This is a genomic window from Parajatrophihabitans canadensis (genome assembly GCF_053764775.1).
This window is the reverse complement of the sequence record NZ_CM132445.1, coordinates 3,319,893-3,335,937: the sequence shown is the minus strand read 5'-3', so window position 1 is coordinate 3,335,937 and position 16,045 is coordinate 3,319,893. Positions and strand designations below refer to the sequence as shown.

Genomic DNA, 16,045 nt, shown 5'->3' with positions numbered 1-16,045 from the left:
GTCGCTTCGATGGGACGCAGCGCCGACCTACCTCGCTCGTCCGGTGAGATGGACGGCGACGACGACGGCTGCTACGTACTGCATGCGGATATGGACGCTTTCTTCGCCAGCGTCGAGATACGTGCGAGGCCGGAACTTCGAGGTCTGCCCGTGCTCGTCGGCGGAGCTGAGGGCCGCGGCGTCGTCGCTGCGGCCTCATATGAGGCCCGTCGCTATGGGGTGCGCAGCGCCATGTCGATGGGTCAGGCTCTGCGGCTGTGCCCCAAAGCCGTTGTCATCTCGCCGAGCAGGGGAGCGTACTCAGAGGCATCTGCGGCGATCATGAAGATATTTTCTGAGTTCACGCCGCTCGTCGAACCGCTATCACTCGACGAGGCCTTTCTGGACGTTTCTGGCGCAGTCGGCCTGTTTGGACGCCCCGCGGACATTGCGCGCCAGATCAGGCGTCGTGTCTTCACAGAGCAGGAGCTCACCTGCTCTGTGGGAATAGCGTCGATCAAATCAGTGGCAAAACTTGCCTCGGGCAGCTGCAAACCGGACGGCCTGCGAGTAGTCAGCAAGGCCGGTCTCCTCGACTTTCTGCATCCACTGCCGGTCACGGCCCTGTGGGGCGTCGGTCAGGCAACGGCCGAGCCTTTACGAAGGCTCGGCATCCGATCAGTCGGCGAACTTGCCGACACGCCGCTCGAAACGCTGCGCAGGGCTTTGGGAGCGGCCACGGCAGCGCATCTGTACGCGTTGGCGAATGGCCGTGACGATCGAGTGGTCAGCCCCCGAGAGGCTGAGAAGTCGATTTCGACGGATCGGACGATGCTGCACGACCTGCTCACCGAACAAGAGGTGAGCCGGGAGCTCCTGCGCGGCGCCGGAGAAGTCAGCGAGCGCCTGAGAACGTTGGGCCGCACGGCACGAACGGTGGGGATAAAGATCCGATTTGCGGACTTCGCAACGCTGACACGGGTGCGCACGTTGGCTGAGCCGACGGACTCCAGTTCGGTCATTTACGCTGCCAGCCTTGACCTATACCGTGCACTCAATCTAGATCAGCCGCGGGTCCGACTGGTCGGCGTCAAGGTCGAGAATCTACTGCCGGCTGGTGCGGCCACTCAACTGGCACTCGACCTCGACGGAAAAAACAGCAGAACGAACGTAGCCAGCGATGCGGCGACGGATCGCGCCGTTGACGCGCTTGCCGCTCGTTTCGGTGATGCGACGGTGCGCCCAGCCTCATTGCTCAAGACGCGTCCCGATCTCGACCACGCCAACCGGGCTGTGTCGAGCGGAATGGGTTCGGAATCGTCCCAAACGACCACCTCCGCGCCTCGCGGAGATAACAAATAGCCCCTAACGTCGCGCAATCCGTAGACATAACTTTCGCACTGACAATTCGCCTCGTATGCTCGACACAGGAGTCGCGGAGTGGGACGCACCACCACACCGCAATCCGCCGCGAAGGCACGGGACACTGAGGTGCGACAGGGATAGGAGGGCATTGTGCCGCTCTCCGAGCATGAGCAGCGCTTGCTCGAGCAGATTGAGCAAGCTCTTTATGCCGAGGATCCGAAGTTTGCTTCGTCGGTGCGTTCTGCGCGCCCCCGAAATCGAACGCGGTCCATGTTGGCACTGGCCGTCGTTGGCGTCATTTTGGGACTTGCACTAGTCCTAGTCGGGCTCGTCAAGATCGTGATCCCGCTTGCGGTCGTCGGCTTCGTACTAATCGTCGGTTCGTGCGTTGCTGCCGTCGGTGCCCTGCGAGGCCCGAAGCAGACAGGCCCGATTTCAATGTCCGGGCGGCCGAACGATTCGCGGCCAGGTTCGAAGCCAAATGGTCTGCGCAATAAAATGGAAGATCGCATGCGTCGTCGCTTCGACGACAACTGACTCGTTCTTGGCTGACTCGGCCGGCCCTGGCCTAGTCAGCCAATGGGACCGCTCACGCTGTGCCCCGCTATCTCCAGATAGCCGGGGCACGTTGCGTTCTCAGAGCAGTTCGGTCGGTTTTGGCACACCACCGGATGTTCGCACCGACTCGAGCAGAAGAAGCTGGAAGTACTGGGACCGATCAAATCGCTGTCAGCTTGCTACCGGCGCTCGTTCTCGCCGCGCCCGAGCACCGATCTGGGTAACCACCAGTTCAGCAGCCGCTGCCGTCGCTCTGCGCGGCGCGACCATCGACGCAGCGTCGCATCCAGACCCGCTATCGAATCGTCTGAGACCGTTCGGCCCGCCCCGTGCACGCTGAACCGTTCGCGTTCCACCTCCGCCGCTACTGATGCCAAGACCGCCGTCCCGCGGTCGTCCACACCGTGCTGGGCCAGCCAGTTGGGCACCTGTCTCACCGTGACAGTGTCAGGCCACAGGGACCCGCGATCTGTGGCTGTAGCCGCGAGCTCTTGCCAGAGCGGCTCCAGACTTCCACTTGATCTCGCTCGCCGGAGGCGACGTCGGCGCTGCCTCAACCGCAGCAGGTGGGGGCCGGCAAGCAACAAGCCGAGCACTACTAGCAGTGCCACAATGGCGAGCGCCGTACCCCAGTGAGCCGCAGTCGAGGACGGCTGGGACCCTGCCTGGACACCCTGCGCGGCCGCGCCTGACGGGTTATCGACTTTTGGTTTTGCATCGCTCGACGACGCGGCGGGCGCGCCGCTCGTGGTCGGGGTCGATCCGTGCGGTGCGTAGACAAGCGGGCTTACCCGACCGGCGTCTGCACCGCTCAGCGGCGTCGGGTCGAAAGGAACCCAGCCGATCCCGCTGAAGTACACCTCGACCCACGCGTGCGCATCGGCGGTAGTCACCGTGAATTGTCCGGACGTGTCGGGCGCCTGGTGTGTGTAACCGAGTACGACCCGGGTCGGCAAGCCTGCCACGCGCATCAGAACGGCTGCCGCCGCCGCGTACTGCTGGCAGAATCCGCGCTTCTTTTCCAAGAATGTCTCCAGCGCCGAGCGGCCGTCGCTGGGTGCAGTGTCGAGCGAGTAAACAAAGCCGTTCTTCGGGTTGGTGAAATAGTCGGAGACCGCGCGGGCCTTGTCGTAGGCCGTGGCTTGTGACTGCGTAAGGCTGCGAGCCAGATTGGTGATCGAGGCGGGTAGCGCAGGCAGGTCCAGATAGCGTTTGTCCAGAGTTGGACTTGCACCGCGAACGAAGTCGGGTGCGCCCCGCAGTTCGTCCTCGGAAGGGTTCGGCTGTTCGGCCTGCTCGACATACGTCGAGTTCGTGCGCAATCGAGCCGACGTGATCGTCGCGGTCTCGGGGTTCCACACACCGCCGCCACTGGTCTGCAACTCTGCGGGATTGGCCAGCAAAGGCAGCGCGTTGCCGCCGAGCCGCAATATCTTGATATCAGCCGTGATTTGCGAGACCTGACCGCTGTTCAATTCACCCAGCGTCGCGGCCGGCTCAATCGGAAACGCATCGTCGGAGACCGGAACCTGCGAGCTGCCACTGGACGAAGACTGGACCCAGCCCGAATCGGTGAACTGATCAAGCACGAGCTGGCGGAGGTAGAAGGGTTTGTCGTTCGGTGCTACCTGCACAGAGAAGAGATTGACCGGAGTCCCGATCTTCAACGATCCGCTCAAACTCGCCGCGCTGTTCAGCACCACTCGTTGACCGCTGGCTGCGTTGGTTCCAGAACCGCCGTGATGGGTCGCGCGCGCCAATAGGTTCACCGAGACCGATGGCAGCACCACCGGTACGACCAGCGCGACCGCGATGCCGATGACCGCCATCCGGCGGGCGCCGCCCAGCCGGCCCGCCGACCCGTCCACTGATGGTCCCCAGCTGCGGTCCTGAAGGCGCGTTCCCGCAAGCAGGATGAGGAGGAAGCCGATCGCGGCGCACGCGAAGATCACCGGGTTCGCAGCCTGAGACGACGTTGCCGACGCAACGGCGAGCACCTCCAGCAGCGGTGCCGCCGCTAGCAGCGGACGTCGAAGCAGAATGCAGAGCACGTCCGTAAGCGCGACCAAAAGCACGGTCGCGCCCGCCGTGAGAAGTCGTAACGCGGGGGTGGAGTGCACGGGTGCATGCTCAGCCTGCATCGTCTGATGCGCGTCCTGCAGCAGCTTGCTGATGTCAGAGAGGGACGTCGTCGTCGGCAGTATTCCGAGGAACAAGTGCTGTGGAATGAAAACCCAGGCCAGAGCCAACGCCGAAGCGAACAGACCCAACACAACGTGCCACCAACGCGGCGGCCCTTGAAGGCGGAACGCAAGTTGGACTGCAAGGTAGGGCAGGATGCAGCCGACGCTGGCGACAAGCCACGCCCAGTCGGTGAAGACCGATTTCAACGGCAACATCGTGAGCAGCGCTCCGCCAGCGACCACCGCCGTCGCTGCCGCGACGACTTGATGCTCGGCCAACGCGTTGGATACCGGACGCGGTTGCTGTTTGTCCCCGGCTGCTGGTGGTGGGGCCGGCGGCATGCCCGGCGCGGGCGGCATCTTGCTCCGTACTGGCGCACTCATCGCCGGATACCGTTCGCCGAAGCCAGCAGCTCGGGCCAAAGTGCCGGCAACTCGTCCCCGTAGCTTGCTGCGACTACCCGCCACCCGCTGGCTCGCAGCGCTTCGGCCGCAGCCTGCCACTGGCCTTCGAGCTCGATGGCCTCGGACTGTTCGGCAAGCGCCGTTCCGACAGTGGGGAAGGTCCAAGGCCTGATGAGGACTGCGACGGCCGACCCAGGCGCCCTAGGGCGTAGTGCGAGCTCGCCCAACGAACCTTGATTGCTGACAGACAAGACCGCAAAGACCGAAGCGTCCCGGCCAAGCTGATTCAGCGCGTCGGCAAGCGGCGAGGCGTCTGAACGCAGAGCAGGTTGGGTAATTGCCAGCAGGTCGAGCATGGTCTGGCTGTCATTATGGGCGACCCGACCCGACCCGTTCACCAGGACTACCCGTCGCCCGCGCTCGACCAGATGGCAGGCGATACTCGCAGCCGCGCTCACGGCCCATTCGAAGCTCGCTGACTCGGGATGCGCGTAATCGGCCGACTCGCTGATCGGGTACGCACCGACCCGGGTATCGAGCAATACGAGTGTTTGGCCATGCCACGGACGTTCCTCTTGCCGGACCATGATGGCGCCCGATCGCGCGGTGCTGCGCCAATGGACTTTTCGCAGATCGTCTCCGTAACGGTATTCGCGAACAGATGCATCGTCCGAGCCGCCAGAGCCGACCGAATGACTCGTACTAGAACCCCCGTCGCGCCAGGCCAACGGAAGGGTCACCGGTGCCAGCTGTTGACGGCTGGGCTGCACGATGAGTTGCGCAGTGTCGGCGGATCGGCTGTCGGCTACCGCAAGGCCGAACGGATCGCTGGCCGTTACAGCGGTTGGCCCGATGATGTATCGGCCTCGCTTGAGAGCTGGCAACGGGTAGGCGACAGTGCGCCGTTGGCGACCTTTGATACCAGAGACACTGAACCGCAGCGGACGGCCACCTGGTACTGATTCGGTTATTCGCAACGGTCCGGTGGCGAACGTATTGGGATTTCCGAGGACGAGGCGAACTTCGGCCCGGCCGCCTGCCTCGGCCCGCGTTGGTCGAACCGAGTGCCCGATACGCAACCCGGAGCGCGATTGCCGCACTGCCAGAAGCGCCGGAATCGGAAGCACCAACAGCAGCACTCCGACGCGCTCCAGGTCCGTGACGCCGAGAATGAGCCCAGTGATGGTCGAGATGGCCCCGACAGCGACGAAGGTCCGACCGCGGCCAGACAGTGTGACCCGCGGTGTTCCGTTCGGGTCAGATTGCGTTTTGCGGGTGACGATCTCACCACCGTCGGCGGACCGGGATCTCCCAAGGGCCATTGGAGACCTAGCCTGCTTGTGCCGCTGTTGGGATAGCGGTTTTGGAGACCACTTCGGCGATCAAGTCTTCTGGGCTCCGTCCGGCCACGGTTGTCGTCGGCATCAGAATGATCCGGTGCGCAAGTACCGGCAACGCCAACTGCTGCACGTCATCGGGGAGTACGAAGTCACGTCCGGCAATCGCTGCGGCAGCTTTGGCGGTGCGCAAGAGGTGCAGCGAAGCCCGAGGTGAGGCGCCGAGCCTGATCTCGGCATGCGCGCGGGTGCCCTCGGCCAAGGAGACAACGTAGTCCTTCACGCCCTCCGCGACGTGTACCGAACGAACCGCCTCGATGAGTCCGCGAACAGTCGCCGCGTCGGAGACGGCCTTCAACTCCTCGATCGGATCCGATGTGGTCTGGTCGCTCAACATCGCTATTTCGGCTCTGCGGTCGGGATAGCCCAGCGAGATCTTGGCCGTGAATCGGTCCCGCTGCGCCTCCGGCAGCGCGTAGGTACCCTCCATCTCGACGGGATTCTGGGTAGCGAGCACAAGGAACGGAGCCTGCAACTCGTAGCGAACGCCGTCGACCGTCACCTGCCGCTCGGCCATGCATTCCAGCAGCGCCGCCTGTGTTTTGGGGGAGGCTCGGTTGATCTCGTCACCGAGGAGGATGTTGGCGAAGACTGGGCCCGGCTTGAATTCGAACTCCGTCGTCTCGGAGTTGAAGATGCTCACCCCGGTCACATCAGAGGGCAACAGATCAGGTGTGAATTGGATCCGCCGGACCGTGCAGTCGATGGAACGGGCGAGCGCCTTGGCGAAGGTGGTCTTACCGACCCCTGGGACATCTTCGATCAGTAGATGACCCTCGGCCAGCAACACCGTTACACCCAAGCGGATGACGTCGTGTTTTCCAGCTATCGCCTTTTCGATGTTGTTCGCGATCCGCATCGCAGCCGGCCCGATGTCGGCGATCGGTATGCGAGGCAGTGAGCCGCTCGAGAAGGCGTCCGGCGAGGTGGCCTCTGCCCCGGCACTATCTGCCACCGGTGGAAACGAGGCTGAGTGAGTCACTTCGGGTCGTCCGTCCTGTTGTTGTCCTGGAAGCGGCACCCTGCCCGTTCCATACTCCAGCGTTGTCGAGAAGTTGCGATAAGTCGAGTTCTCTTCATGTGTAGCCCATCTGTGCCGAGTTGGCTCGGAGAGCTCGCGACTGGTGTGGTGACGCGCGAGCAACTGGACTCATAGCCGTTCACTTGATGGGTCATACGCAGCGCGGGCTCGTTCGGTTCCCAGCGACTGGGTCACAGGCGCCGACGAGCAACACAACCCCGCGGCACTGACTGGCCGTCGACGGCCTCGGGCCAGCCCGCATCGGCGCGCAACGGTGCCATTCCCCACCCATCGCAAGCCCGGAACTAGGCCGCTCAGGCGAACTTTTGGCCTCGATTTGAATTGACGGTGGTGAATGGTGGGGTATGGTGGGTCGAAGTGGGGAGCGTGTGAGTTAATAGAGGCATCCGGTCGACGAACGGGGGTGGGTGATGTTCCTCGGAACGCACACGCCGCGGCTGGACGACAAGGGCCGCCTCGCGCTGCCCGCTAAATTCCGGACGGAGATGGAGGGCGGCTTGGTGATCACCAAAGGCCAAGAACGTTGCCTGTTCGTTTTTCCGATGACGGAATTCACCCGGATAACGGGGCTGTTGCGCGAAGCTCCGGTGACCCAACGCAGCGTCCGTGATTTCAGCCGCGTCTTCTTCGCCAGCGCCTCCCACGAGGTGCCGGACTCACAGGGCCGGATCACCGTGCCGGCCTCTCTCCGCGAATACGCGGGACTCTCGAAGGACTGTGTCGTCATCGGCGCCAACAGCCGTGTCGAAGTCTGGGACTCCGCAGCGTGGCAGACCTATCTGGACGGTACCGAGCAGTCCTTTGCGGACGCCGAGGAGGTGCTTCCCGGCTTGCTCTGACATCGATCGAGTGTGGTCGCTCCGGTCGGCCTCCTCCCGCTCAGCTGTGACGTTTCCTGGCGCACTTCCCCGGTGCCAGGCAGCCGCACGGAGCGGGCGGGCGGGGACCAATTGGAGCGAACGTCGATCGAGGCGGTCAGCAGCCATGGATTACCTAATCGACGGCAGGGCATTCGGAGCAAGACGCCAGACCAACGCATCCACGAACGGCACACCGGATCAGGAGTAGGCAGCATGGGCGAACCGGAGGACCCGGCCCCGGACATTGCCGGTTCCGGCGATGCCCGGCACGTGCCCGTCTTGCTCGACCGGGTCATGCAGCTTCTGGGGCCTGCACTCGAAGCTCCAAACGCTGTCCTCGTTGATGCGACGCTCGGGCTTGGCGGGCACAGTGAGGCGTTGTTGTCGGCGCATCCCCACCTTCGGATCATCGGTCTGGATCGGGACCCAGAAGCCCTCCGGCGAAGTGGCGCCCGCCTTGCACCCTTTGCTGATCGCACGCACCTGATCCACGCCGTGTACGACGAACTACCCGAGGTGCTGGTCAGACTCGACGTGGGTCCGATCCAGGCAGCGTTGTTCGATCTCGGTGTCTCGTCCATGCAACTCGACCTTGCCGAGCGCGGTTTTTCCTATGCCCAGGACGCTCCGTTGGACATGCGCATGGATCCGACCGAGTCGCTGACCGCGTACGAAGTGGTCAACAGCTATCCCGTCTCCCAACTTGCCCGGGTTCTGCGCGAGTACGGCGAGGAGCGGTTCGCATTACGCATCGCACAGTCGATCGGGCGCCAGCGCGCGAACGCGCCGATTGAATCGACGGCGGTACTGGCTGAATTGGTTCGTGATGCGATTCCTGCGGCTACCCGCAGAACTGGCGGACACCCCGCGAAACGCACCTTTCAGGCGTTGCGTATCGAGGTCAACGGTGAACTGAATGCGGTCGCCCAGGCGATCCCGGCCGCCTTGAAGTCCCTCGGAGTCGGCGGCCGCCTCGTGGTGCTTTCTTATCAATCGCTGGAGGACCGGATCGTGAAGCGGGCGCTTGCCGCGTTGGCCACCGATCGAACGCCCGCGGGGTTGCCGGTGCCTCTCGATGACGCAGGTGCCGAAATTCGGCTGCTGACTCGGGGCGCGGAGACCGCGACCAAAGAGGAGATAGCAGCAAATCCGCGAGCCGCATCGGTTCGGCTCCGCGCGGCAGAACGAGTAAAGGAGGCCGCGTGAACGAGGCACACAGGGCGCGCGACCAGGCGCTTGGCGACGATGACCCGTGGGCGGACGCGCCAACGACCTACCGAGCAGGCGCGAGAGCGGGCCAACCCGGCGATCCGTTAGGTGCCCAGTCACGTCCTGCCCCACAGTCACGTCCTGCCCCACAAGCACGTCCTGCCCCACAACCTCGTCCTGCCCCACAAGCACGTACCCAGCTGCGACCGGCACCAGCACGTGCCCAGCCACGTCCGGGCACGGCAGGTGTCCAAGCCAAGGCCGACAAGCGGCGTCTAGCGCTACCGGTCGTGTTGGGACTGATGTTCATTGCCGGACTCTGCGCGCTGTTGGCCCTCAATACGGCCTCCGCTGCCCTCGAGGTCCAACAACGTGGCCTTACCGATGCCAACGCCAACCTGTCCGACAATGAGCAGCAACTGATACGTGACCTCGCGGCCAAGCAGGCTCCCGGCGCGCTCGCCGCCGCCGCAATCGCGCTTGGCCTCGTACCGAACCAGAATCCGGCTTTCCTGAAATTGGGCGCGAACGGCTCGGTCACGGTGCTGGGTTCCCCGGTGCCAGCTACGGCCCCGCCGAAACCGGCGCCTTCAGCCAGCAAGACCGCGCCCAAGCCGTCAGCGGCCGTGCCCAGCAAGCCCCCAAAAAAGACTCCGAAGGTGGCCACCGCGGTCACGGTGACAGTGACGAGGTCGGTACTGCCGAGCGCCACGAAGTCTGTCGCTAGACCTCCCGTGACGCCAGCCACTAGTCGGCCGCCGGTTCATCCCACGGCTACGCAGTCGGTAGGCCACCAGTGAGGCGGCCACCGGACGAACCGACGCGGCGCCCGGGCAGTTCGCGACATGACTTGCCACCCACGCCCAACACACGCCGCCCGCAGCAACCACGACCTCAGCGCAGTCAAGCAGGCAGGCCTGGGCCGACAACGCCCGGTCAGCGCGCTGCCCAGTCCCAAAACCCGCAGCAGCCCGGCCGCGCGGCCCCCCGTAGGTCGGCCGCGCGTAAGCCGGAACAACGTGTGCCGGTCCAGCGCAGGCCGATCCAGCGAAAGCCGGCCCAACGCAAACCGATCCGGCGGAACCGCACGATGCGCCTGGGCCGGTCCATCCGACGGCTGCGAACGACGATCGCCGTTGTGGCGGTGCTCCTGGCGGTGGTCTTCGGGCGCCTGGTCTGGCTGCAGGCGGTCGACGGCAGCAGCTACACCCTCGCCGCATCGCGAAACAGCCTGAGTGACGTCACCTTGCATGCCGCCCGAGGATCGATCGTGGATCGCAACGGAGTGCCGCTCGCATACACGGCCGACGCCAAGGACATCGTGGCTGATCCGACGATGATTCTCGCCGGTGACCGCCAGCAGTACGCGATGATGCTTGCGCCGTTGGTAAAGCGTCCGGTAGGTACCGTCCTCACCCTGATTTCGGGCAAGTCGCACTATGCACTCCTCGGAACGGCGCTGTCACCGGCCACTGCGAAGCAGGTGGAGGATCTGACCCTTCGCGGCGAGCCGTTGGCGGGCATCTTCAGCCAAGCCACGATGCAGCGGCTGTACCCAGGCGGCACCACGGCTGGCAATGTCGTCGGTTTGGTGCAGTCCGACGGTACTGGGGCGGCAGGCATCGAACAGAGCTATGACTCGATCCTCAAAGGTGTTGACGGCTCGGTCAGCTATGCCCTCGACGCTAACGGGAACATCAATCCCGCCGGGGTAATCAATCGCAAGAACGCACTAGACGGCGGCACGGTGCAACTCACGATCGATCAAGACCTGCAGTACACCGTTCAGAAGCTGCTCGACGACGCGGTCAGACAATCGGGCGCAAGAGACGGTCAGGTGGCGGTCCTCGACGTCAAGAGTGGCCAAGTCAGAGCGCTCGCCTCCACGGGCACATTCAATCCCCAAGATCCTTCGACGATCTCAGCCGGCGCATCTTTGGACCCCAACGTCCAGCAGGTCTTCGAACCTGGTTCGGCGAACAAGATCGTCACGATGTCGGCCGCGATCGAACACCACGTCATCACACCGACCACCGTCCTGTCGGTGCCCGACAGCATCGACACCGGTGGGGTCACGGTTCACGACGCCTGGTGGCACCCCGTTCAGAACTTCACCGCTACCGGCGTGCTGGCGGAATCCTCGAACGTCGGAACTCTCGAGATCGCCCAGAAGGTCGGCCCACAGCTGTTCGACAGCTATCTCCAGAAGTTCGGATTGGGCCAGCAGACCGGGGTCGAACTGCCTGGTGAGAGTGCTGGGATCCTTCCGGACATCAAGACTTGGTCGCCCTCGACTTTCGCGAACCTGCCCATCGGACAGGGGGTCGCGATGACCTCGCTGCAACTTGCCTCGATGTATCAGACAATCGCTAATGGTGGGCAGCGTATTGCGCCGCGGATAGTCCAGTCGGTAACGAAGGCTGACGGGACCGTGACGACCACGGCGCAACCGACCCCGGTGGATGTGGTGTCTCCCAGTACCGCACTCGCCGTCCGTACGATGCTCGAATCGGTGACCCTTCAGGGCGGCACCGGCACGAAGGCGGCGGTGGCGGGCTACCGCATAGCGGGCAAGACGGGCACTGCTCAGCAACCCGATCCCAAGACCGGCGGCTATTCGGACTCGGTTTACTGGGACACCTTTGCGGGCATGGCGCCTGCGGACAACCCACAATTCGTGGTTTCCATCATGATCGACAACCCTGCGCACGGACTCGAGGGCGGCGATGTTGCCGCACCGCTCTTCCATCACATTGCCGCCTACGAGCTGGCCGCAGCAAAGATCCCGCCATCGGGCTCACAGTCCAAACTCGTTCCGCTGACCCTTCCGTAGGCTTGCTCAGATGTCGACTGCTGCGCGAATACCGCTCGGTAGGGTGGTGGCATATGGCTGAGTCGAGCACGCGTTCAAGCCCGGACCGTGGAGCCGGGACCGTGACTTCGGCAGTCTCTCGGCCTTCGCGAGTTGTACCGCGCCCGCTTGCGGAACTTGCGCAGTCGATCGGTGGTCGACTCACTGGAGAGTCCGTTTCGGTAACGGGGATCAGTTCGAATTCCACGCTTGCCGAGCCAGGCGACCTTTTCGCGGCATTGCCGGGCGCCAGCGGTCACGGTGCGCGATTCGTGAGCGAGGCCAGGGCCTCCGGCGCTGTGGCCGTACTGACCGACCGTGCAGGCGAGGCAGCGATAACGGGGCTGCCCCTGATCGTGGTCGATGATCCGCGGGGAATTCTTGGTCGCATTTCTGCCGATATATACGGCCATCCCTCGCGTGCCCTACCCGTGTTCGGAGTCACCGGAACCTCCGGAAAGACCACCACGACCTTTCTTGTTCGGGCCGGGCTCTCGGCGGCAGGCATGTCATCCGGATTGATCGGCACCGTCGGGGTATTCGTCGGTGACGAGGTATTGAAGACTCCCTTCACCACGCCCGAAGCCCCGCAGCTCCAGGCCCTGTTGGCACTGATGGTCGAACGAGGCATGAGGTTTGTCGGCATGGAGGTCTCTTCGCATGCGCTGCGGATGGGTCGAGTCGACGGCGTCGATTTCGAAGTTGGTGCCTTCACGAACCTCTCACAGGACCACCTGGATTTTCACCGTGACATGGAGGATTATTTCGCGGCCAAGTCCTTGCTGTTCGATGGTCGCGCCAAACACGAGATCGTGGTCACCGACGACGAATGGGGACGGCGGCTGGTGCAAAGCCGGTCAACGGCGAGTACCGGCCGAACGATCACGGTCGCAACCGGCAAGCAAGCGAGTTGGACGGCGAGTTCGATCGAGTTCGATCGCTACGGAGGCAGCAGCTTCACGGTGACCGGTCCGGCCGGGACGTTTCCGGCAGGCTGTCGGATACCCGGCGCCTACAACGTCGCGAACGCCTTGCTCGCCCTCGCGATCCTGGCCGAATTGGGGCTGGACCCACGGGCCAGCGCATCGGCGGTCGCGCAGGCCCAGGTCCCGGGCCGGATGGAACGTGTCGACGGCGATCAGCCTTTCCTTGCTGTGGTCGACTACAGCCACAAGCCAGCCGGCGTGACAGGTGCGCTACAAGCGCTCCGACCGCTGACCGCAGAAAAGTTGATCATCGTCCTCGGGTGTGGCGGCGATCGCGATCGGGGTAAACGCCCCGTGATGGGCGAGGTGGCGGCCCGTCAGGCCGACGTGTTGATCGTCACTGACGACAATCCTCGCAGCGAGGACCCAGCCGCCATCAGAGCGGCGATGTTGCAGGGCGCGCGTGCAGTTCCCGAGGCCGAGTCGGCCGTGATTTTGGAGGTCGGCGACCGCCGTTCGGCGATCGAGGCAGCTATCGGGCGGGCCCGCCCCGGCGATACCGTGCTCGTCGCGGGCAAGGGCCACGAGACGGGCCAACTCATCGGCGACGATATGCTGCCCTTCGATGATGTCACCGTGGTACGCGAAGCCCTTCTGTCACAAGGATTCTCCGTGGCGGCCGCTGTGATCGAAACCGATGGGCCGAACGAGCATGCTGGTTCTGGCCCAGCGTCGAGCGTTGCGCCGGGCGTGGTAGACCGATGATGCCTCTGACGGTCAATGAGATTGCCGCCATCGTTTCGGGCGCCGTCGTCGGAATCGAACCGAGCCTGTTGGTAACCGGCAAGGTGGAGTTCGACAGTCGGCGCGTACAACCCGGCGACCTGTTCCTGGCATTCGTCGGTGAGCACGCCGATGGCCATGAGTTCGCAGCGGCAGCACTCGCGCGCGGCGCGGTCGCAGTGCTCTCGACCCGCACCGTGCCGACGGGTTCGATCGTGGTCACCGATCCGATCGCCGCGATTACCGCGCTCGCCGATCACAACGGGCATCGGCTGCCCGCGATGACCATCGGGATTACCGGATCTTCTGGCAAGACGTCCACGAAGGACGTCCTTGCTCAAGTGCTCGCACGCCACGGACGGACGGTAGCGACGCCCGAATCGTTCAATAACGAACTCGGCTACCCATACACCGTGCTGCTTGCCGACGCTGATACCGAGTTCTTGATCCTCGAGACGTCGGCCAGGCGCGTAGGCGACATCGCACATCTCACCCGGATCGCGCCACCGAAGATAGGCGTCGTGCTGAATGTCGGGTCTGCGCACCTGGGGGAGTTCGGGTCCGTGGCAGCGATTGCACAAGCCAAGGGTGAACTCGTTGAGGCATTACCGGCCGCTAGCGACGGTGGGATTGCCGTGCTGAACGCGGATGATCCGGTAGTGGCGGCGATGGCCGGCCGGACTCACGCGAGGGTGATCGCTTTCGGCGAGAACCGTAACGCCGATGTACGGGCTGAGAAGGTGCGCATCGACGATGTCGGGCGAGCCGCCTTCGAGCTGGTTGCTTCCACCGGGCGCGCACCGGTGGTATTGGGGCTCTACGGCGAGCATCACGTTGGGAACGCGCTTGCTGCAGCCGCGGTCGCGCTCGAGTGTGGACTGTCCATCGAAGACGTCGGCGCGGCATTGTCGGCGGCCCGTCCTCGCTCGAAGTGGCGGATGGAAGTGACACAGACTGCGGACGGCATCACAGTCGTCAACGATGCCTACAACGCCAATCCGGAGTCGATGCGAGCAGCGCTCAAATCGCTGGCGATCATGTCGCGCGGCAGGCGGTCGATAGCCGTGCTCGGCCACATGGCAGAACTGGGCGCTGATTCGGCTGCCGAGCACGATTCACTCGGGCGACTGGCGGTCCGCTACGACATCGGCAAGGTCATCGCGGTGGGCGAGCCTGCCCGGCCAATTGCGCACGGTGCAGCTCTTGAGGGCTCGTGGGATGGCGAGTCCGAGTGGGTTGCGACGACAGCTGAGGCAACTTTGCGGCTGAGCGAGGTTCTTCGTGCCGGAGATGTGCTGTTAGTAAAAGGCTCACGTGCAGCCGGCATGGAGGCCGTGGCCGCCTCGGTCATCGCGGCGCGCGGCGTCGACCAAAGCAGCGGGCCCGCCTGATGAAGTCCATTCTCGTTGCAGCCCTGTTCGGGCTGATCTTTTCGATTCTCTGTACGCCCTTGGTCGTGAAGTATTTCCGCCGCCAGGGATTTGGGCAGGAGATCCGTGAAGATGGACCGCAATCGCATCTGATCAAGCGCGGGACGCCGACCATGGGCGGTGTCGCGATCATCGGGTCGACTATCGTCGGCTATTTCGCTGCCCACGCCGTCGGCTTCATCCGTGACGACCGCGGGCCCACGGCGTCTGGCCTGCTGTTGCTGTTCTTGATGGTCGGATCGGGTGGCGTCGGATTCGTGGACGATCTCATCAAGCTACGACGGCGACGGAGCCTCGGCCTCCGCGCTCGCGCGAAGTTCCTTGGGCAGCTCGCTGTCGCACTGATATTCGGCGCCGGAGCGATGATGTTCAAGGACTCTCGTGGTCTGACGCCGGCCTCGCGGCATCTGTCCTACGTACGAGATATCGCGCCGATCTCGATCGGGGTCGTCGGTTTCTTGGTGCTTGCATATCTGATCGTCACTGCAACGACGAATGCCGTAAACCTGACGGATGGGCTCGACGGCCTGGTGGCGGGTAGCGCAGCGATGGTGATGGGTGCCTATACCTTGATCACTTTCATTCAATTCAAGAACATCTGCGGGGCGCGCAGTCCGGCGGGCTGTTATGTCGTACGAGACCCTCAAGACCTCGCGTTGATCGCAGCTGCCGCCATGGGCGCTTGCTTCGGATTTCTATGGTGGAATGCTTCGCCGGCGCAGATCTTCATGGGAGACACGGGTTCGATGGCGCTCGGCGGCCTGATGGCCGGCCTGGCCATCTTGTCCCGGACCGAGCTACTTCTTGTAGTGCTCGGCGGGCTGTTCGCCGTCGTAACGCTGTCGAGCGTGATCCAGACCGGGTGGTTCAAGTACACCAGGATCACTACCGGCACCGGTAGACGGGTCTTTCGAATGGCACCCTTCCATCACCATTTTGAGCTCGGTGGTTGGGGTGAGGTGACGACGATTGTGCGGTTTTGGATCGTGTGTGGCCTTGCCGTGGCATTCGGAATGGGCCTGTTCTACGCCGAATTCATCTCCTACGGCTGAGATTC

12 protein-coding genes are annotated in these 16,045 nt (G+C 63.9%); 9 read left to right on the top strand and 3 right to left on the bottom strand.

The window, feature by feature from the left end; genetic code table 11:
- Positions 1-9 precede the first annotated feature (9 nt).
- Together dinB and ACSMXN_RS16130 are read left to right on the top strand one after the other, a co-directional pair.
- Positions 10-1,341 carry a DNA polymerase IV gene (gene dinB, locus ACSMXN_RS16135; protein WP_022912756.1) on the top strand — a complete coding sequence of 444 codons (1,332 nt, stop codon included), beginning with the start codon at positions 10-12 and terminating at the stop codon, positions 1,339-1,341.
- Between the two features lie 153 nt (positions 1,342-1,494).
- Positions 1,495-1,881 carry a DUF3040 domain-containing protein gene (locus tag ACSMXN_RS16130; RefSeq protein ID WP_022912757.1) on the top strand — a complete coding sequence of 129 codons (387 nt, stop codon included), beginning with the start codon at positions 1,495-1,497 and terminating at the stop codon, positions 1,879-1,881.
- Between the two features lie 200 nt (positions 1,882-2,081).
- Here the strand turns inward: ACSMXN_RS16130 and ACSMXN_RS16125 are convergent, their stop codons facing one another.
- The 3 genes from ACSMXN_RS16125 to ACSMXN_RS16115 are packed head-to-tail and all read right to left on the bottom strand — an operon-like array spanning position 2,082 to position 6,785.
- Positions 2,082-4,469: a DUF3488 and transglutaminase-like domain-containing protein gene (locus ACSMXN_RS16125; protein ID WP_155958318.1), complete on the bottom strand. Its 2,388-nt coding sequence runs from the start codon at positions 4,467-4,469 to the stop codon at positions 2,082-2,084.
- Positions 4,466-5,812: a DUF58 domain-containing protein gene (locus ACSMXN_RS16120; RefSeq protein ID WP_022912759.1), complete on the bottom strand. Its 1,347-nt coding sequence runs from the start codon at positions 5,810-5,812 to the stop codon at positions 4,466-4,468. The genes ACSMXN_RS16125 and ACSMXN_RS16120 overlap by 4 nt, the downstream gene beginning before the upstream one ends.
- A gap of 7 nt (positions 5,813-5,819) precedes the next feature.
- Entirely contained in the window at positions 5,820-6,785 is a 966-nt protein-coding gene (locus ACSMXN_RS16115) for an AAA family ATPase (protein WP_051148846.1), read from the bottom strand.
- Between the two features lie 554 nt (positions 6,786-7,339).
- On the opposite strand from ACSMXN_RS16115, the gene mraZ reads away from it, so the two are divergent.
- The 7 genes from mraZ (at position 7,340) to mraY (ending at position 16,040) form a co-directional block, all read left to right on the top strand.
- Positions 7,340-7,768: a division/cell wall cluster transcriptional repressor MraZ gene (mraZ, locus tag ACSMXN_RS16110; RefSeq protein WP_022912762.1), complete on the top strand. Its 429-nt coding sequence runs from the start codon at positions 7,340-7,342 to the stop codon at positions 7,766-7,768.
- A gap of 234 nt (positions 7,769-8,002) precedes the next feature.
- Complete coding sequence (gene rsmH / locus ACSMXN_RS16105) at positions 8,003-8,995, top strand: 16S rRNA (cytosine(1402)-N(4))-methyltransferase RsmH (protein ID WP_035943587.1); 993 nt, start codon at positions 8,003-8,005, stop codon at positions 8,993-8,995.
- Positions 8,992-9,798: a hypothetical protein gene (locus ACSMXN_RS16100; RefSeq protein ID WP_022912764.1), complete on the top strand. Its 807-nt coding sequence runs from the start codon at positions 8,992-8,994 to the stop codon at positions 9,796-9,798. The genes rsmH and ACSMXN_RS16100 overlap by 4 nt, the downstream gene beginning before the upstream one ends.
- A 290-nt stretch (positions 9,799-10,088) precedes the next feature.
- Complete coding sequence (locus ACSMXN_RS16095; RefSeq protein ID WP_022912765.1) at positions 10,089-11,831, top strand: peptidoglycan D,D-transpeptidase FtsI family protein; 1,743 nt, start codon at positions 10,089-10,091, stop codon at positions 11,829-11,831.
- A gap of 53 nt (positions 11,832-11,884) precedes the next feature.
- Positions 11,885-13,540 carry a UDP-N-acetylmuramoyl-L-alanyl-D-glutamate--2,6-diaminopimelate ligase gene (locus tag ACSMXN_RS16090; RefSeq protein ID WP_022912766.1) on the top strand — a complete coding sequence of 552 codons (1,656 nt, stop codon included), beginning with the start codon at positions 11,885-11,887 and terminating at the stop codon, positions 13,538-13,540.
- Positions 13,537-14,949 (top strand): UDP-N-acetylmuramoyl-tripeptide--D-alanyl-D-alanine ligase, encoded by a 1,413-nt coding sequence (locus tag ACSMXN_RS16085; protein ID WP_022912767.1) that lies wholly within the window; start codon positions 13,537-13,539, stop codon positions 14,947-14,949. Before ACSMXN_RS16090 ends, ACSMXN_RS16085 begins: the two co-directional genes overlap by 4 nt.
- Positions 14,949-16,040, top strand: a complete 1,092-nt coding sequence (mraY, locus tag ACSMXN_RS16080; protein WP_022912768.1) for a phospho-N-acetylmuramoyl-pentapeptide-transferase — start codon at positions 14,949-14,951, stop codon at positions 16,038-16,040. The genes ACSMXN_RS16085 and mraY overlap by 1 nt, the downstream gene beginning before the upstream one ends.
- The last annotated feature ends 5 nt before the right edge of the window (positions 16,041-16,045 follow it).